Annotated in this window: 18 protein-coding genes; 16 read left to right on the top strand and 2 right to left on the bottom strand. The window is 31.2% G+C overall.

What is annotated here, in order from left to right; all coding sequences use genetic code 11:
• Positions 1 to 59 precede the first annotated feature (59 nt).
• Positions 60 to 836: a tRNA threonylcarbamoyladenosine dehydratase gene (locus HMPREF2647_RS01805; protein WP_049382005.1), complete on the top strand. Its 777-nt coding sequence runs from the start codon at positions 60 to 62 to the stop codon at positions 834 to 836.
• 54 nt (positions 837 to 890) lie between these two features.
• On the opposite strand, the gene HMPREF2647_RS01800 is transcribed toward HMPREF2647_RS01805, so the two are convergent.
• The gene (locus HMPREF2647_RS01800; RefSeq protein WP_070436597.1) at positions 891 to 2159 is read right to left on the bottom strand and encodes a replication-associated recombination protein A; all 1269 of its coding nucleotides are present in this window, start codon (positions 2157 to 2159) and stop codon (positions 891 to 893) included.
• An 83-nt stretch (positions 2160 to 2242) separates the two neighbouring features.
• Between HMPREF2647_RS01800 and cymR the strand changes: the two genes are divergently transcribed.
• On the top strand, positions 2243 to 2665 hold the full coding sequence (cymR, locus tag HMPREF2647_RS01795) for a cysteine metabolism transcriptional regulator CymR (RefSeq protein WP_002448977.1): 423 nt from the start codon (positions 2243 to 2245) through the stop codon (positions 2663 to 2665).
• 109 nt (positions 2666 to 2774) lie between these two features.
• Positions 2775 to 2918, top strand: coding sequence for an SAS049 family protein (locus HMPREF2647_RS11135; protein ID WP_017176172.1), 144 nt, complete (start codon positions 2775 to 2777; stop codon positions 2916 to 2918).
• Positions 2919 to 3016: 98 nt separating this feature from the next.
• Here the strand turns inward: HMPREF2647_RS11135 and HMPREF2647_RS01790 are convergent, their stop codons facing one another.
• Positions 3017 to 4021, bottom strand: coding sequence for an LLM class flavin-dependent oxidoreductase (locus tag HMPREF2647_RS01790; protein ID WP_049382006.1), 1005 nt, complete (start codon positions 4019 to 4021; stop codon positions 3017 to 3019).
• Positions 4022 to 4220: 199 nt separating this feature from the next.
• Here HMPREF2647_RS01790 and HMPREF2647_RS01785 point away from each other — a divergent pair, with 199 nt between their 5' ends.
• The 13 genes from HMPREF2647_RS01785 to greA all read left to right on the top strand — a co-directional run bounded on the left by HMPREF2647_RS01785 (position 4221) and on the right by greA (position 17913).
• Positions 4221 to 5360 carry a cysteine desulfurase family protein gene (locus tag HMPREF2647_RS01785; RefSeq protein ID WP_017176174.1) on the top strand — a complete coding sequence of 380 codons (1140 nt, stop codon included), beginning with the start codon at positions 4221 to 4223 and terminating at the stop codon, positions 5358 to 5360.
• 3 nt (positions 5361 to 5363) lie between these two features.
• Positions 5364 to 6476, top strand: a complete 1113-nt coding sequence (gene mnmA, locus HMPREF2647_RS01780) for a tRNA 2-thiouridine(34) synthase MnmA (protein ID WP_054105783.1) — start codon at positions 5364 to 5366, stop codon at positions 6474 to 6476.
• A gap of 86 nt (positions 6477 to 6562) precedes the next feature.
• Positions 6563 to 7234 carry a tetratricopeptide repeat protein gene (locus HMPREF2647_RS01775; protein ID WP_070859439.1) on the top strand — a complete coding sequence of 224 codons (672 nt, stop codon included), beginning with the start codon at positions 6563 to 6565 and terminating at the stop codon, positions 7232 to 7234.
• A gap of 1 nt (position 7235) precedes the next feature.
• Positions 7236 to 9659, top strand: coding sequence for an SF1B family DNA helicase RecD2 (locus tag HMPREF2647_RS01770; RefSeq protein WP_070859437.1), 2424 nt, complete (start codon positions 7236 to 7238; stop codon positions 9657 to 9659).
• Between the two features lie 279 nt (positions 9660 to 9938).
• On the top strand, positions 9939 to 12569 hold the full coding sequence (alaS, locus tag HMPREF2647_RS01765; RefSeq protein WP_019835422.1) for an alanine--tRNA ligase: 2631 nt from the start codon (positions 9939 to 9941) through the stop codon (positions 12567 to 12569).
• A 64-nt stretch (positions 12570 to 12633) separates the two neighbouring features.
• Positions 12634 to 12894, top strand: coding sequence for an IreB family regulatory phosphoprotein (locus HMPREF2647_RS01760; protein WP_002448947.1), 261 nt, complete (start codon positions 12634 to 12636; stop codon positions 12892 to 12894).
• Positions 12895 to 13323: a Holliday junction resolvase RuvX gene (ruvX, locus tag HMPREF2647_RS01755; RefSeq protein ID WP_017176179.1), complete on the top strand. Its 429-nt coding sequence runs from the start codon at positions 12895 to 12897 to the stop codon at positions 13321 to 13323. It abuts the gene before it with no gap.
• Positions 13324 to 13337: 14 nt separating this feature from the next.
• A complete protein-coding gene (locus tag HMPREF2647_RS01750) occupies positions 13338 to 13652 on the top strand; it encodes a DUF1292 domain-containing protein (protein ID WP_017176180.1) in 315 nt (104 codons plus the stop codon).
• A 260-nt stretch (positions 13653 to 13912) separates the two neighbouring features.
• A complete protein-coding gene (locus tag HMPREF2647_RS01745; RefSeq protein WP_025987143.1) occupies positions 13913 to 14548 on the top strand; it encodes an O-methyltransferase in 636 nt (211 codons plus the stop codon).
• 2 nt (positions 14549 to 14550) lie between these two features.
• The gene (locus HMPREF2647_RS01740) at positions 14551 to 15474 is read left to right on the top strand and encodes a peptidase U32 family protein (protein ID WP_017176182.1); all 924 of its coding nucleotides are present in this window, start codon (positions 14551 to 14553) and stop codon (positions 15472 to 15474) included.
• 13 nt (positions 15475 to 15487) lie between these two features.
• A complete protein-coding gene (locus HMPREF2647_RS01735; protein WP_019834847.1) occupies positions 15488 to 16756 on the top strand; it encodes a peptidase U32 family protein in 1269 nt (422 codons plus the stop codon).
• On the top strand, positions 16756 to 17379 hold the full coding sequence (udk, locus tag HMPREF2647_RS01730; RefSeq protein WP_017176184.1) for a uridine kinase: 624 nt from the start codon (positions 16756 to 16758) through the stop codon (positions 17377 to 17379). The genes HMPREF2647_RS01735 and udk overlap by 1 nt, the downstream gene beginning before the upstream one ends.
• Before the next feature lie 57 nt (positions 17380 to 17436).
• The gene (gene greA, locus HMPREF2647_RS01725; protein ID WP_017176185.1) at positions 17437 to 17913 is read left to right on the top strand and encodes a transcription elongation factor GreA; all 477 of its coding nucleotides are present in this window, start codon (positions 17437 to 17439) and stop codon (positions 17911 to 17913) included.
• Positions 17914 to 18058 lie beyond the last annotated feature (145 nt).

Below are 18058 nucleotides of genomic sequence, written 5' to 3'. Positions count from 1 at the left end.
TTTTTTTTGCTTTTTTCTGTTAATATAGTATTAACATTTGCTAAGTAAAGGAGTTAATTATGAAACATCAATTTTCTAGAAATGAATTAGCCTATGGACAAGAAGGACTAGATTTACTAAAAAACAAGACAGTAGCGGTCTTAGGAGTAGGTGGAGTTGGTTCATTTGCTGCTGAAGCTTTAGCAAGAACTAACATTGGTCACATTATTCTTATTGATAAAGATGACGTAGATATCACTAATGTAAACCGTCAAATTCATGCATTAACTACTACCATAGGTCAAAGTAAAGTAACATTAATGGAAGAACGAATTAAACTCATCAATCCAGATTGTAAAGTTACATCTCTTCACATGTTTTATACTGAAGAGACATATGAAGACATTTTTAATAATTACGATATTGATTATTTTATCGATGCAAGTGACACGATTATATACAAAGTTCATTTAATGAAAGAATGCTTAGATAGAGGAATCAAGTTGATTTCAAGTATGGGCGCTGCGAATAAAATAGATCCCACACGTTTCAAAATTGCTGATATTTCAAAAACATATATGGATCCAATGGCAAAAATTATTCGCAACAAGTTGAAAAAACTTGGAATAAAAAAAGGCGTTCCTGTTGTTTTCTCAGATGAAAGTCCAATAGTTATTCGTGAAGATGTTAAGAAAACAGTTGGAGATGCAAATGCAATAAATCGAAAAGGTCAAATGCCTCCATCATCGAATGCATTTGTACCAAGCACAGTAGGTTTAATTTGTGCAAGTTATGTCGTAAATGATATTTTAAAAGACATTCCTGTACGTAGAATTAAAGATAAGGGTAATAACTAACAAAAACCTATGGAAGAGATGAAAGAGGTATTATCATCTTTTCCATAGGTTTTATTAGTTTTTATGATTTAAATTATCATACACTATTTTAAATTGTTGTTCACTTTTAGAAGTTGTTTTTGGTTCATAATATATTTTATTTTTTAAAGCGTCAGGTAAATATTGTTGTTTAATATAACCATTCTCATAATCATGGGGATATTTATAACCGATAGATCGGCCTAAGTCTTTTGCTCCTTGATAGTGACCATCACGTAGGTGTTTAGGTATTTGTTCAACTTTGCCTTTTCTGATGTCACTTAATGCACTATCAATTGCTTTTATAGCTGAATTAGACTTAGGAGATAGTGATAATTCAATTACTGCTTGACTTAGAGGAATTCGTGCTTCAGGCAATCCGAGTCGTTCAGCTGATTGAATAGCTGCTAGTGTTCTTTGACCAGCACTTGGAGAAGCTAAGCCAATGTCTTCATAACTAATAACGAGTAAACGTCGTACGATTGTTGGAAGATCACCTGCTTCAATTAATCTTGCTAAATAATGTAAAGCAGCATTAACGTCACTTCCACGAATAGACTTTTGAAATGCACTCATGACATCATAATGCATGTCGCCATCTTTATCACTGATAAAAGCACCTTTTTGTAAACAATCTTTAGCATCTTCTAAAGTAACATGACGTTGATTATTGGATACTTTAGCACTTAATACTGCTAATTCCAAAGCATTTAAAGCACTTCTTACATCACCATGACTTTGAGTTGAGAAATATTTTAGTGCATCTTCATCAATTTTGGGTTGATACGATTTTAAACCATTTTGATCATCATTTAATGCTCTAGTTAATGCTTGATATACATCCTTTTCATCAAGTGGATATAATTCAAAAATTTGTACACGTGAGCGAATCGCTGGATTAATTGCATGATAAGGGTTAGAAGTTGTAGCACCAATTAAAATGATTTTACCATTTTCTAAATGTGGTAATAAAAAATCCTGTTTTGCTTTATCTAAGCGGTGAATCTCATCTAATAATAAAATGACTTGTCCTGACATTTTAGCTTCTTCAACTATCATTTGCATATCTTTTTTTGTATTCGTTACTGCATTTAATTGTCTAAATTTATATTCAGTACTGCCAGCAATGGCTTTAGCAATACTAGTTTTTCCAATTCCAGGAGGTCCATAAAAAATCATAGAAGATAATTTTTTAGTTTCTACCATACGTCTTATAATGCCTCTTGGACCAACTAGATGTTGTTGTGAAATAATTTCATTTATATTTGTAGGCCTCATTCTTGAAGCTAAAGGTTCTGTATTCAATTTTTTCACACCTTTCTATTACTATATTAACTGAAAAAATGATAGAATGGGACTATATTATTCGAATTAAGTGAGGTAAAACTATGAAAATATCAACGAAAGGGAGATATGGGTTAACTTTAATGATTTCCCTAGCAAAAAGAGAGGGGCAAGGGTGTGTATCATTAAAAACAATTGCTGAAGAAAATCATTTAAGTGATTTATATTTAGAACAACTCGTGGGTCCTTTAAGAAATGCTGGATTAATTCGAAGTATTCGTGGCGCTAAGGGTGGATATCAATTAAGAGTCCCATCTGAAGAAATTTCAGCTGGCGATATTATTCGCTTATTAGAAGGACCTATTACTATTGTAGAAAGTATAGATTCTGAACCACCAGCACAAAAAGAATTATGGTTGCGAATGAGAGATGCTGTTAGAGAAGTTTTAGATAATACAACATTAAAATATTTAGCTGATTTTGTAGAATCAGATAACGATTTAGATGGTTATATGTTTTACATTTAAAAATTTAAATTTATTATGTTTAAAACTTTTTTGCTGTGGTATTGGATTAATATAAGTAAAAATTATTTATTAAAAATTAAATGCTTAAATTCGAAAGGAGAATTTCAACATGGGATTCATGGATAAAGCAAAAGATGCAGCAGAGAAATTTAAAAATAGCGATAACGAACAAGTAAATAAAGTAAAAGATAAAATTAATGAATATACTGGCGGAAATAATGACAGTAAAGACGACAAAAAAGACAATAAATAATTAAAATTGTGAGTGGTGATTTTGATCATCACTCTTTTTTTATGAAAAATTTAAAACCTGTTGACAATTTATTTATATTCAACAGGTTTTAATCAATATTATTTATTTAATTTTTGAATGACTCGTTTAAAACGCTCATATGATTCAAATTGTCTATCTTGGTCATAAATATAGCTTACGACCATTATTTCATCAATATCACCATATTCCTCTAAAAATGCTTCTAATTTAGCTTTCACTGTTTCTTCAGAACCAATAAGAGAATCATCAAATCTTTGTTTTGCCATTTCATACTCTCTAGGTGTTAAAAGACCTTTTAAATCATCAGTTGGTGGTTGAACTGGTTGCATTCTTCCTCGAGCAATACTAATGAATACTTGTGCTAAAGAACTAGCTAAATATTCTGCTTCTTTATCAGTTTCTGTCACTATAGCATTTAAACATACAATCATATATGGTTTATCTAATGCTTCAGATGGTTCAAATAAGTCGTGATAAATTTCAATTGCTTCTTTCATTTGCTGTGGTGCAAAATGACCTGCAAAAACATAGGGTAGACCTTTTCTAGCTGCTAAATGTGCAGAGTCAGTTGATGATCCGAGTATATACAACGGTACATTTTTATCTACTGCAGGATAAGCCCTTACATAAGCTTGTTTATTTCCTGGACCAAAATAAGTTTGTAATTGTTCTACTTCTTCAGGGAAAGCATACACACCATTATGTTGATCTCGTCTCAATGCACTTGCTGTCATCATATCAGTACCAGGTGCTCTACCTAATCCTAAATCTACACGATTGGGATAAATGGTTTCTAAAGTACCAAATTGCTCAGCAACAACTAAAGGTGCATGGTTTGGAAGCATGATGCCACCTGAACCAACTTTAATATTATGAGTATGTTCAAGCGTATGTTGTATTAACAATGATGTAGCTGAGCTTACTAAATTAGGTGCATTATGATGTTCTGCAATCCAATAACGCTCATAATCTAATTCATCTAATTTCTGAGCTAAAGCCACCATATCATTAATTGCATCTTTATCAGTTTGACCTTCTCGTATAGGAACTAAATTTAATGCAGAAAATTTTATATCAGACATAGACTATTTCTCCTTTTTATCTTTATTATCTAATAGTTTAACAACTTAAAACGATTACAGTTATTAAATTGCTCATACTTAAAATAATTATTGAAAGAAAAATAGTTAATATATTAATTCATAAACAAGAAGGTAGAAAATTTTAGAATGAGGTGCTATTATAGGAACATTGATAATATTGTGAGGAGTGTACTTAATAATGGAAGTATATGCAGATTATGCTGCAACTACACCAGTCAAACCAGAAGTTATAGAAGCAATGATGGATATATATCAATCGCACTACGGCAATCCATCTTCTATTCACACAGTAGGTAGAGATGCTAGACGTTATTTAGATGAATCTAGAAGAAATGTAGCTCAATTACTAGGTGCTAAACCAAGCGAAGTCATTTTTACTAGTGGTGCTACAGAATCAAATAATACTGCTATTAAAGGTTTAGTCTATGCTAATGAGCATTTAGGTAATCATATTATTACTACAAAAATTGAACATCATTCTGTATTACACGTATTCGAGCAACTAGAAAAAGAAGGATATGAAGTCACATATTTAGATGTAGATGATACAGGTAAAGTTGATTTGGATCAATTGGAAGAAGCCTTAACAGATGATACTATCTTAGTATCTATTATGTTTGTCAATAATGAAGTGGGCACAGTAGAACCTATTTACGATATCGAAAACATTGTTTCTAATTCAAATGCTCTATTACATGTAGATGCAGTCCAAGCAATTAGCCATTTAGATATTAAATTTAGTGAGTTTAATATTGATACCATGAGTATTACTGCTCATAAATTTGGCGGACCTAAAGGTGTAGGTATTTTATTAGTAAAAAACAATACACCAATCGAGTATTCTCAATTAGGCGGCGAACAAGAAACTAAACGTCGTGCTGGAACAGAAAGTGTTCCACAAATAGTTGGAATGACAAAAGCTCTAGAAATAGCTACTAAAAATCGAGATCAAAATAATATTCATTTAATGCAATTAAAAGAACTATTTTTAGTAAGTTTGCAAGAACGTGCAATTCCATTTGAAGTCAATGGTTCAATGGTAGAAACGACTGGCCATATACTTAATTTATATTTTCCATTTATAGATGTAGAAACAATGTTAACTTTATTGGATTTAGCAAATATTTATGTTTCGTCTGGTTCTGCATGTACAGCTGGTTCAACAACTCCGTCACATGTACTTGCTGCTATGTATGAAGATGAAGATCGTGCAAAACATTCAGTTAGATTTAGTTTTAATGAACTCACAACCGAACAAGATATAAAATATATTGTTGCTGAAATTCATAAAATATATCATAAATTTAAGGAGGAATAGAACTTGTCAAATAAAGATATACGTGTTGTAGTTGGTATGTCTGGAGGTGTAGATAGTTCAGTCACAGCATATCTTTTAAAGGAACAAGGATATGATGTCATTGGTATCTTCATGAAAAACTGGGACGACACAGATGAAAATGGTGTATGTACAGCTACAGAAGATTATAATGATGTCATAGCTGTATGTAATCAAATTGGTATACCATATTATGCTGTGAATTTTGAAAAAGAATATTGGGATAAAGTATTCACATATTTCTTAGATGAATATAAAAAAGGTCGTACCCCTAACCCAGACGTCATGTGTAATAAAGAAATTAAATTTAAAGCATTTTTAGAACATGCATTAAAATTAGGAGCCGATTATGTGGCTACTGGTCATTATGCACGAATCCATCGACATGAAGATGGTCGCGTAGAAATGTTACGTGGGGTAGATGATAATAAGGATCAAACATACTTTTTAAATCAATTATCTCAAGAACAATTATCTAAAGTCATGTTTCCAATTGGAGACATAGAAAAAAAAGAAGTTCGTAAAATCGCTGAAGAACAAGACTTAGCAACAGCTAAGAAAAAAGATTCTACAGGTATTTGCTTTATTGGGGAACGTAATTTTAAATCATTCCTTTCTCAATATTTACCGGCACAATCTGGTGAAATGAGAACACTCAATGGTAAAAAAATGGGCATACACAGTGGTTTAATGTATTATACTATTGGCCAACGTCATGGACTAGGTATTGGTGGAGATGGAGATCCATGGTTTGTTGTTGGTAAAAATCTTGAAGATAATATTTTATATGTCGAGCAAGGCTTCCATCATGATGCATTATATAGTGATTATTTAATTGCTTCCGACGCATCATTTGTTAATCCAGTTGATTTAGAAAATGGATTTGAATGTACTGCTAAATTTAGATATCGTCAAAAAGACACTAAAGTATTTGTTCAAAAAGAAGATGAACAATCTATTCGAGTTACTTTCGACGAACCTGTTCGAGCTATTACACCAGGCCAAGCAGTGGTATTCTATAACGGAGAAGTTTGTTTAGGTGGCGCTACTATAGATGATGTATATAAAACAACAGGTCAACTTAGCTATGTTGTTTAATTTTTAGTAAACCGTTAACTCATTGTAAATGAGAATTAGCGGTTTCTTTTTAATTGTAAATTTATGTTAGAAATGGAGACATGGAAATGATTGAACAAGAAACAATATATCAGTGGATGAATAATGGTAATTATGAAGAAGCCATTAAAGCATTATTTAATAACATTGAAGAGAATCCTAATATTATTGAAAATTATATTAATGCTGGTATCGTTTTAGCTGATGTTGGTGAGATTGAGAAAGCAGAAAGATTCTTCCAAAAAGCAATAACATTAGATGACAAAAATGGTGCTATTTACTATAATTTAGCTAATCTATATTATGAACAATCTCGTTTTCAAGAAGCAATAAAACTTTATCAACGAGCTTTAAAGTATAATATGAATCCCATTGATACTAATTATATGATTGGTATGTCTTTTAGCCAACTAGATGCGCAAAGAGAAGCATTACCCTTTTTTATGACTGCTGCTGAATTAGATCAAACTTTGGACACAGAAGTTCAATTTCAATATGGTTTAACCTTATGTCATTTAGAAATGTTTCAAGAAGCCATTAAGCAATTAAACTATGTTTTATCTATTAATCCTAATCACGTAGATGCATTATATAATTTAGGTCTTGCAACGTATATGGAAACTGAGGATGCTGATGAAGCAATTCAGTATTTTGATAAAGCAATTCAAATTGATCCTAAACATTTATTAAGTCAGCATGCTAAACAAACATTTAAATCTCTAAAAAATGAGGAGGAATAATATGTCAAACCCTACACTATTTGATTACTCAATGGTTAAAGGAACAGTTGATACCATTCTATTTCAAAATAAAGATAACTTTTATACTGTTTTAAAAGTAGATTCCATTGAAACTAATGAATCATTTGATAATCTGCCTACAGTTGTAGGGTTTTTTCCTAATATTGTTGAAGGAGATGTCTATACGTTTAAAGGACAAATTGTTCAACATCCTCGTTATGGTAAACAACTTAAAGCTGAAACATTTGAAAAAGAACTGCCTCAAACTAAAGATGCCATAATAAGTTATTTATCTAGTGATTTATTTAAAGGTATTGGTAAAAAGACTGCTCAGAATATTGTAAATACATTAGGAGAAAATGCAATAAATGATATTTTAACTGATCCTTCTGTTCTCGAAAACGTTCCTAGTTTAGCAAAATCGAAACAAAAACAGATTGCAGAACAAATTAGTGCAAATCAAGAGTCAGAAAAAATAATGATTCGCTTACATGACTTAGGTTTTGGTCCAAAATTATCCATGGCGATTTATCAATTTTATCAATCAGAGACTTTAAAAATTTTAGAAAACAATCCATACCAATTAGTTTATGATGTAAAAGGTATTGGTTTTCAAAAAGCTGATACATTAGCTAGAAATAATGGTATTGCTTATAACGATTCAGAACGTTTAAAAGCTGGGTTATTATATACTCTTGAAGAAGAATGTATAAAACAGGGACATACTTATTTAGATGAAAATGCTGTATTAGAAATTACAGAAGATATGCTTTCAGATAAGCATTTAGATGAAACAATTGAACAAGAACAATTAAAACATGTGCTACAAACACTTTTTGAAGAAAAGAAAATTATTTTAGAGAATAGTCATGTTGCGATTCCAAGTTTATACTATTCAGAACTTAAAAGTGTTCAAAATTTGTATCGTATCAACACATACAAAAATCACTTTAAAATAATAGAGCAATCAGATTTACAGATACATATTGGTGAAATAGAAGATCAAAATAATGTTAATTATGCTAAATCACAACAAGAAGCACTTGAAACGGCGATGAATTCGAAAATAATGTTACTAACTGGAGGTCCAGGAACAGGTAAAACAACTGTTATTAAAGGGATTGTAGAATTGTATGCTGAAATTCATGGTCTATCTCTTAAGTATTCCGATTATCAAGAAGATGATTATCCAATCGTATTAGCCGCCCCAACTGGAAGGGCATCAAAACGTTTACAAGAATCAACTGGATTAGAAGCAATGACGATTCATCGATTAATAGGATGGAATCAAGATACTCAATCAGAAGATATTCTTGAAAATGAAATTAAAGCTAAGCTCATTATAATTGATGAAATGTCAATGGTTGATTCTTGGTTGTTCCATCAATTTTTAAGTGCCGTTCCACTAGATGCACAAATTATTCTAGTAGGCGATGAAGATCAATTGCCGTCTGTCGGTCCTGGCCAAGTATTTAAGGATTTAATTGAGTCTAAAGCATTTCCAAGAGTTAATTTAACTGAAGTTTATCGCCAACAAGATGGTTCTAGTATTATTGACTTAGCTCATCGCATGAAACATCATGAGTCAATAGATATTACAAAACGTTATCACGATAGAAGTTTTATTCATTGCAATGTAGAACAAATTCCAACCGTAGTGGAGAAAGTAGTATCTAGCGCTGTAAATAAAGGATATGATATGAGTGATATTCAAGTTTTAGCACCTATGTACAAAGGAAGTGCAGGGATAAAAAGACTTAATCAAGTATTACAAAATATTTTAAATCCTAAAGAAAAAGATACAAGAGAAATAGAGTTTGGCGATATAAAGTTTAGAAAAGGAGACAAAGTTTTACAACTAGTTAATCGACCAAATGACAATATTTTTAATGGTGATATTGGCGTCATAGTAGGTATATTTTGGGCTAAAGAAAATGCACTTAATAAAGATGTACTGATTGTCGATTTTGAAGGAAATGAAATTACATTTACTAGACAAGATTTATTAGAACTCACACATGCTTATTGTACCTCAATCCATAAATCACAAGGATCAGAATTCCCAATTGTTATTATGCCTATTGTCAAACAATATTTTAGAATGTTGCAAAGACCTATTTTATATACAGGTCTGACACGTGCAAAACAATCTTTAGTACTATTAGGAGATCCAAAAGCATTTGACATTGCCTTAAATACTCAAGGTCAAGAAAGACATACACAATTAAAAACACTAATTATAAATTATTTTGGTATGAGTCAGGTTAATATAGACGTAGAAGAGAATGATGAACCGATAAATATAGATGATACAGAGGATAATAATGCAGATGAACACATTACTTTAAGTGAAGAAACAATTTATCAAATTAATCCAATGATTAATATGGGAAATGTTTCACCTTACGACTTTGTTGAACATTGACAATTTAAATAAAAATACTTAAAATAAATTTGAATTCGCATAAAGATGAGTAAACTTTTTAACTTAAGTAGAGATGTACTGGTTGGTGAAAAGTACAAGTTAATCTGTTGAACGCTACTTTGTGTTAACGTTAATATGATAATTAAGTGATGAGAAATTAAATATATTTGAAAAATATTTATTTCTTGTAACTAGGGTGGTACCGCGAAAACGTTCGTCCCTTTGTTGGATGAACGTTTTTTTATTTATAAATGTATTAATTATATTAGGAGTGAAAAAATGAAAAAACTTAAAGCAAGTGATATACGTCAAAAATATATTGATTTCTTTGTTGAAAAAGGTCATATGGTAGAACCATCTGCACCACTTGTGCCTATTGACGATGATTCGTTACTTTGGATAAACTCTGGTGTTGCAACTTTAAAAAAATACTTTGATGGACGAGAAACACCTAAAAAGCCTAGAATAGTGAACTCTCAAAAAGCAATCAGAACAAATGATATTGAAAACGTAGGTTTTACTGCGCGTCATCATACTTTCTTTGAAATGCTTGGAAACTTCTCAATTGGTGACTATTTTAAAAAAGAAGCAATTGAATTTGCTTGGGAATTTTTAACTAGTGACAAATGGATGGGAATGGAACCAGAGAAGCTATATGTAACGATTCATCCAGAAGATGTTGAAGCCTATCGTTTATGGCATGAAGATATTGGTTTAGAAGAAAGTCGTATTATTAGAATTGAAGGGAATTTCTGGGATATTGGAGAAGGACCATCAGGACCTAATACCGAAATTTTCTATGATCGTGGTGAAGCATATGGTCAAAATGATCCAGCAGAAGAAATGTATCCTGGCGGTGAAAATGAGAGATATTTAGAAGTATGGAACTTAGTATTTAGTGAATATAACCATAATAAGGATCATACTTATACACCACTTCCAAATAAAAATATTGATACCGGCATGGGATTAGAACGTATGACGTCTATTTCCCAAAATGTTCGTACCAATTATGAAACAGATTTATTTATGCCAATTATTGAAGAAGTAGAGCATATATCAGGAAAAAAATATCTTGAAAATAACGAACAAGATGTAGCATTTAAAGTCATCGCCGATCATATCAGAACAATCTCATTCGCAATCTCTGATGGCGCTTTACCTGCAAATGAAGGGCGCGGTTATGTTTTACGTCGTCTCTTACGTCGTGCTGTACGTTTTAGTCAAACGCTTGGCATTAATGAGCCATTTATGTATAAATTGGTTGATATCGTTGCTGACATTATGGAGCCATATTATCCAAATGTAAAAGAAAAATCGGATTTTATTAAACGTGTTATTAAATCTGAAGAAGAACGTTTCCATGAAACACTTCAAGAGGGTGTATCTATATTAAATCAACTCATTACGCAAGCAAAAGAATCTACACATCAGATTAATGGTTCAGATGCGTTTAAATTATATGATACGTATGGATTCCCAATTGAGTTAACTGAAGAACTAGCAAGTCAAGAAGGTATTACAGTCGACATGGCAACATTTGAAACTGAAATGGAACAACAACGTACTAGAGCGAGAGAAGCTAGACAAAGTTCACAATCTATGCAAGTTCAAAGTGATGTTTTAAAAAATATTAATACTGAAAGTCAATTTGTTGGATATGAAACAACAGAATATCAAACAATTTTAACAGATTTAATTTATAATGGTAAAACTGTTACATCTGCTGAGGCTGGAGAAACAGTTTACTTTATCTTAAAAGAAACACCATTTTATGCAGTAAGTGGTGGACAAGTTGCAGATAAAGGAACAGTAGGAAATGATCATTTCGAAATAGCCGTTCAAGAAGTTACAAAGGCACCAAATGGACAAAATTTACATCAAGGTACAGTTCAATTTGGACAAGTAAGTGTAAATAGTCATGTAGATGCAACTGTAAATAAAGAAGAACGTAAAGATATACAAAAAAATCATAGTGCCACTCACTTACTACATGCTGCATTAAAAGAGATTTTAGGTGAACATGTTAACCAAGCAGGTTCACTCGTTGAAAGTGAACGATTAAGATTTGACTTTTCTCACTTTGGTCCAATGACAGAAGAAGAGATTGATCAAGTTGAAAGAAGAGTAAATGAAGAAATTTGGAAAGGAATTTCAGTTCATATTCAAGAAATGCCTATTCAAGAAGCTAAAGAAATGGGTGCTATGGCTCTATTTGGTGAAAAATATGGTGATATTGTAAGAGTAGTCAATATGGCTCCATTTTCAATTGAATTATGTGGTGGTATTCATGTAGATAATACTGCTGAAATAGGGTTGTTTAAAATTGTAAGCGAATCAGGTACAGGCGCAGGTGTTAGACGTATTGAGGCACTTACCGGTAAAGCTGCATTCTTATATTTTGAAGATATTCAGAATAAATTTAATTCTGTCAAAGAACAACTTAAAGTAAAATCAGATAAACAAGTTTATGATAAAGTTGTTCAAATTCAAGAAAATGAAAAACAATTGAATAAGCAATTAGAGCAACGTAATAAGGAAATTACTTCACTTAAAATGGGTAATATAGAGGATCAAGTAGAAATGATTAATGGATTTAAAGTATTAGCTACAGAGGTAGAAGTATCTAATCCAAAAGAAATCCGTCAAACAATGGATGATTTTAAATCAAAACAACAAGATACAATTATTATTTTAGCAAGTCATGTTGGTGAAAAAGTTTCGTTAATTGCCGCTGTACCTAAAGAGCTTACAAGTCAGGTTAAAGCCGGAGATATCATTAAAAACATGGCTCCAATTGTAGGAGGAAAAGGTGGCGGTCGTCCAGATATGGCACAAGGTGGCGGCACACAACCTGAAAACATCTCAGAATCATTACGCTTTATTAAAGATTATATTAAAAACCTATAACTTTTTAATCAACTGGTGTAAAATTAATATGTAAGTTAATACATGTCAGAGGAGTGTCGCATCTATGGAAAATATTGATAAAACTATGAAATTCGATTATGATGAAATTCCAAAAGAAAATGTCCAAACAGTTTTAAAAAACGTACATCAAACTCTAGAAGAACGAGGCTACAATGCTGTAAATCAAATTGTTGGTTATTTACTTTCAGGAGACCCTGCATACATTCCACGTCAAAATGATGCACGTAATCAAATACGACATATTGATAGAGATGTAATTATGGAAGAACTCGTTTCAAACTACTTAAAAGAGAATAATAAATAAATGTTAAGTCATAAAATTTTAGGATTAGATGTAGGTAGTAGAACTGTAGGTATCGCAATTAGTGATTTGATGGGCTGGACTGCTCAAGGACTAGACACTCTAAGAATAAATGAAGAAAATGAAGAATTTGGTATTGATAGACTGGTTTCAATCATAAAAGACAATAATGTTGGTTCAGTAGTCATAGGATTACCGAAAAACATGAATAATTCTATTGGTTTTCGTGGAGAAGCATCTCTTAAATACAAAGAATTGCTTCAAGAGGCTTTACCAAATATTGAAATTATTATGTGGGATGAACGTTTAAGTACCATGGCTGCTGAGCGCTCATTATTAGAAGCTGATGTCTCAAGACAAAAAAGAAAAAAAGTAATTGATAAAATGGCAGCAGTTTTCATACTGCAAGGCTATTTAGATTCAATTCAATAAAGGAGAATATCATTATGACTGAACATAATCACAATCATAATACAGAATTAAATATTAGTAATGAAGAAGAATTATTAACTTTATTCGATGAAAATGGAAATGAAGTTTTATATCGAAAAATGCTAGAATTTTATCATCCAGAATTTAAAAAAGAGTATGTTATTTTAGCTGAAGAAGGTGCTCAATCTGATGATGATGACATGATTGAGCTCATTCCAATGATTAATGAACCAGATGAATCTGGTGATGGTGGTAAACTTGTTCCTATCGAAACAGATGAAGAATGGGATATGATTGAAGAAGTTGTAAATACAAATATGGAAGAATAAACAGTCTTTTGTTAATAATAAATCTCTAATCAATGTACTTTGGTTAGAGATTTTTAATATTTCAGACTTAAATTTAATTTAGAATTATGATAAAATATTTAAAGTTAAATTACTATAAGCATAAATTTTTAAATATACAGTCAGTTACTATATTTATACATTAAAATATAAAGTAGGTTTATTATTTTATTTTAAATAATGTAATATTAGTTGACTGATTTATTTTTATGCCTATTGATATTAAAAGGGAAGTTATAGAAGTGGAATCAAATCAATCCTATTTATTAAATCTTCATGAACAGTTAGATAATAATATTGAAGAGCTAAGATTTTATGCAGAAGAACACGCTGTTCCTATAGTAGATAAATTAACTTTAGACATGATAAAACAATTAATTAGAATTCATCATTCGAAAAATATTTTGGAAATTGGAACTGCTATTGGATATAGTTCGATGCAATTTGCTTCTGTTTCACCAGATATTTCTATTACTACTATTGAACGTAATGAGAATATGATAAAACAAGCAAAACTTAATTTTAAAAAATTTGAATACGAAAATCAAATTCGCCTTATAGAGGGCGATGCGCTATCACAGTACGATAAAGTGAGCAATCATTTATATGATATGATATTTATCGATGCAGCTAAAGCGCAATCTCAAAAATTTTTTGAATACTATACACCGTTATTAAAAAAAGGTGGCTTAGTTATTACTGATAACGTTTTGTATCATGGATTTGTATCTAATATAGATATTGTACGATCAAGAAACGTTAAGCAAATGGTAAAAAAGGTACAAAAATATAATACTTGGCTTATGAAACAAAAGAACTATAAAACAAATTTTTTAAATATGGATGATGGTTTAGCCATATCTATTAAAGGAGAATGAATATGACTGAATTACTTGTCACTCCAAAATCTTTAAATCATATGAAAACATTGATAGAACTCGGTGCTGATGCATTTGTGATTGGAGAACAAAAATTTGGATTGCGATTACCTGGAGAATTTAATCGTGAAGATGTTAGAAAAGCAGTTAATTTAGCACACGAACATGATAAAAAAGTATATGTGGCAGTTAATGGTATTTTTCATAATTATCATTTAAATGCCTTAGAAAACTATATTGAATTTTTACATGAAATAAGAGTGGATAGAATAATTTTTGGTGATCCTGCTGTCGTGATGTATGTTAAAAAACAAGATAATCCGATACCATTAAATTGGGATGCAGAAACAATTGTTACGAATTATTTCCAATGTAATTATTGGGGTGGAAAAGGCGCTAAAAGAGCTGTATTAGCACGTGAATTAAATCTAGATGAAATTTTAAATATCAAAAAACATGCAAATGTTGAAATTGAAGTTCAGGTTCACGGTATGACTTGTATGTTCCAATCTAAACGTATGTTATTGGGTAATTATTACACTTTTCAAGATAGACAAATGAAAATCCAACGTAGTGAAAATGATCAAGATTTATTATTGTACGATGAAGAAAGAGAAAATAAATATCCTGTTTTTGAAGATTACAATGGTACTCATATTATGTCTCCTAATGATATCTGTTTAATTGAAGAATTAGAGCCATTCTTTGAAGCAAATATCGATTCATTTAAAATTGATGGTATCTTACAAAGTGAAGCATACATTAATACTGTTACAGCACAATATAGAGAAGCCATTGACTTATATCATGAAGATCCAGAAGCTTATGAAGATGAAAAATTTATGTTAATTGATCCAATAGAAGAAATTCAACCTGAACATCGTCCGTTTGATGAAGGGTTCTTATATAAACAAACAGTATATTAAGGGAGGCGCCAGTATGAAGACGTTAAATGAAATGGAAGTAAATGCTAAAAGAAAAATAAAAAAACCTGAATTATTAGCGCCTGCTGGAAACTTAGAGAAGTTAAAGATTGCGGTTCACTATGGTGCTGATGCAGTATTTTTAGGTGGACAAGAATACGGGTTACGTTCTAACGCTGATAACTTTACAATGGAAGAAATTAAAGAAGGCGTTGAATTTGCAAACCGTTATGGTGCAAAAATTTATGTTACGACTAATATTATCGCTCATGATGAAAATATAGACGGTTTAGAAGATTATTTACGTCAATTAGAAGCTACAGGTGCAACAGGAATTATTGTAGCTGATCCACTTATTATTGAAACATGTAAGAAAGTAGCTCCTAAATTAGAAATTCATCTTTCAACACAACAATCTCTTTCTAATTACAAAGCTGTGGAATACTGGAAAGAAGAAGGACTTGATCGAGTAGTATTAGCTCGTGAAACAGGCGCTATGGAAATGAAAGAAATGAAAGACAATGTTGATATCGAAATAGAAGCCTTTATTCACGGTGCAATGTGCATTGCTTATTCAGGTAGATGTACTTTAAGTAATCACATGACAGCACGAGACTCTAACAGAGGTGGTTGTTGCCAAAGTTGTCGTTGGGATTATGATTTACTAGCTGTTGATGAAGAGGGGGAATTAGATTTATTTTATCAAGATGGCGATGTTGTGCCTTTTGCTATGAGTCCAAAAGATTTAAAATTAATTGAGTCTATTCCTCAAATGATGGATATTGGTATAGATTCTTTAAAAATTGAAGGGCGAATGAAATCTATTCATTATATTGCTACGGTAGTATCAGTTTATCGTAAGGTTATTGATGCATATGCAGAAGATCCAGATAATTTTAAAATTAAACCAGAGTGGTTAATTGAATTAGACAAATGTGCTAATCGAGATACAGCACCTGCTTTCTTTGAAGGAACGCCTGGATATGAAGAGCAAATGTTTGGTGTTCAACAAAATAAAAAGTCACCATATGATTTTTGTGGATTAGTTTTAGATTATGACGAAGCAACTCATATTGCTACAATACAACAAAGAAATCACTTTAAACCAGGCCAAGAAATTGAATTTTTTGGACCTGAAATTGAATCATTTAAACAGGTTATTGATGTCATTTATGATGAAGAAGGAAACCACCTTGATGCAGCACGTCATCCTCTTCAAATTGTTCAAATTAAAGTGGATCATCCTATTTATCCTAATAATATGATGAGAAAGGAAATTGGCTAATGACACAGACAACAATCATCGGAATCGCTGGCGGTTCAGGATCAGGAAAGACAACTGTTACAAATGAAATAATGAAAAATTTAGAAGGCCATAGTGTTGCTTTACTTGCTCAAGATTATTATTATAAAGATCAATCGCACTTAACATTTGAAGAACGTCTTGAAACTAACTATGATCATCCTTTTGCATTTGATAATGATTTACTGATTAGTAATTTAAAGGATTTACGTAACGGTCAAGCGGTGGAAGTTCCAACATATGATTATAAAAATCATACTAGAAGTGATGAAACAATTGCATTTGAACCTAAAGATGTTATTATCGTAGAGGGTATATTTGCTTTGGAAAATAAAACATTACGTGATATGATGGATGTTAAAATATACGTTGATACTGATGCTGATTTACGTATTTTAAGAAGACTTGTACGTGATACAAAAGAGCGAGGGCGCTCAATGGAATCAGTTATTAACCAATATTTAAATGTTGTCAGACCTATGCATAATCAATTTATAGAACCAACAAAAAAATATGCTGATATTATTATTCCAGAAGGTGGAAGTAATAAGGTAGCAATTGATATAATGACAACAAAAATACAAACGCTTGTTGGTAAGCATTAACGAATAGTATGTATTTTTTCAGAATTAAATTAACTTGTTGAAAAGGAAGATGAACTTATGGAAAATCAAAAGCAATATCCAATGACACAGGAAGGTTATGAAAAATTAGAACAAGAATTAGAAGAACTTAAAACAGTTAAACGTCCTGAAGTAGTAGAAAAAATCAAAGTTGCTAGATCTTTTGGTGACTTATCTGAGAACTCAGAATACGATGCTGCTAAAGATGAACAAGGTTTTATTGAGCAAGATATTCAACGTATTGAACACATGCTTAGATATGCTTTGATTATTGAAGACAACGGTGATAACAATGTTATTCAAATTGGTAAAACTGTTACGTTTGTCGAATTACCTGGCGATGAAGAAGAAAGCTATCAAATTGTTGGATCTGCAGAAGCAGATGCGTTTAAAGGAAAAATTTCGAATGAATCTCCAATGGCGAAAGCACTTATTGGTAAAAGTTTAAATGATGAAGTTCGTGTTCCACTTCCAAATGGTGGAGAAATGAAAGTTAAAATCGTTGATATTAAGTAACAAAAAATCCAAAAATCATTTTGATTTTTGGATTTTTTTATAGTTAAATATTTATAATTATTTAACTATTAATTAGATATAAGCAAGTACATTCATTTAATTTTTAGAACTTTCACATGACAAAAATATAAATATATGCTTAAAT

It is taken from the genome of Staphylococcus sp. HMSC035D11 (assembly GCF_001836075.1).
GTDB lineage: Bacteria > Bacillota > Bacilli > Staphylococcales > Staphylococcaceae > Staphylococcus > Staphylococcus hominis.
This window is presented reverse-complemented; position numbering and strand designations above follow the sequence as displayed.

Excerpts from the sequence above, each read along its gene's own strand:
- HMPREF2647_RS01770 (WP_070859437.1), top strand. The coding sequence starts at position 7,236 with ATGTCAAACCCTACACTATTTGATTACTCAATGGTTAAAGGAACAGTT.
- HMPREF2647_RS11135 (WP_017176172.1), top strand. The coding sequence starts at position 2,775 with ATGGGATTCATGGATAAAGCAAAAGATGCAGCAGAGAAATTTAAAAAT.
- HMPREF2647_RS01740 (WP_017176182.1), top strand. The coding sequence starts at position 14,551 with ATGACTGAATTACTTGTCACTCCAAAATCTTTAAATCATATGAAAACA.
- HMPREF2647_RS01750 (WP_017176180.1), top strand. The coding sequence starts at position 13,338 with ATGACTGAACATAATCACAATCATAATACAGAATTAAATATTAGTAAT.
- HMPREF2647_RS01760 (WP_002448947.1), top strand. The coding sequence starts at position 12,634 with ATGGAAAATATTGATAAAACTATGAAATTCGATTATGATGAAATTCCA.
- HMPREF2647_RS01785 (WP_017176174.1), top strand. The coding sequence starts at position 4,221 with ATGGAAGTATATGCAGATTATGCTGCAACTACACCAGTCAAACCAGAA.
- ruvX (WP_017176179.1), top strand. The coding sequence starts at position 12,895 with ATGTTAAGTCATAAAATTTTAGGATTAGATGTAGGTAGTAGAACTGTA.
- greA (WP_017176185.1), top strand. The coding sequence starts at position 17,437 with ATGGAAAATCAAAAGCAATATCCAATGACACAGGAAGGTTATGAAAAA.
- HMPREF2647_RS01775 (WP_070859439.1), top strand. The coding sequence starts at position 6,563 with ATGATTGAACAAGAAACAATATATCAGTGGATGAATAATGGTAATTAT.
- alaS (WP_019835422.1), top strand. The coding sequence starts at position 9,939 with ATGAAAAAACTTAAAGCAAGTGATATACGTCAAAAATATATTGATTTC.
- udk (WP_017176184.1), top strand. The coding sequence starts at position 16,756 with ATGACACAGACAACAATCATCGGAATCGCTGGCGGTTCAGGATCAGGA.
- HMPREF2647_RS01735 (WP_019834847.1), top strand. The coding sequence starts at position 15,488 with ATGAAGACGTTAAATGAAATGGAAGTAAATGCTAAAAGAAAAATAAAA.
- cymR (WP_002448977.1), top strand. The coding sequence starts at position 2,243 with ATGAAAATATCAACGAAAGGGAGATATGGGTTAACTTTAATGATTTCC.
- HMPREF2647_RS01790 (WP_049382006.1), bottom strand. The coding sequence starts at position 4,021 with ATGTCTGATATAAAATTTTCTGCATTAAATTTAGTTCCTATACGAGAA.
- HMPREF2647_RS01805 (WP_049382005.1), top strand. The coding sequence starts at position 60 with ATGAAACATCAATTTTCTAGAAATGAATTAGCCTATGGACAAGAAGGA.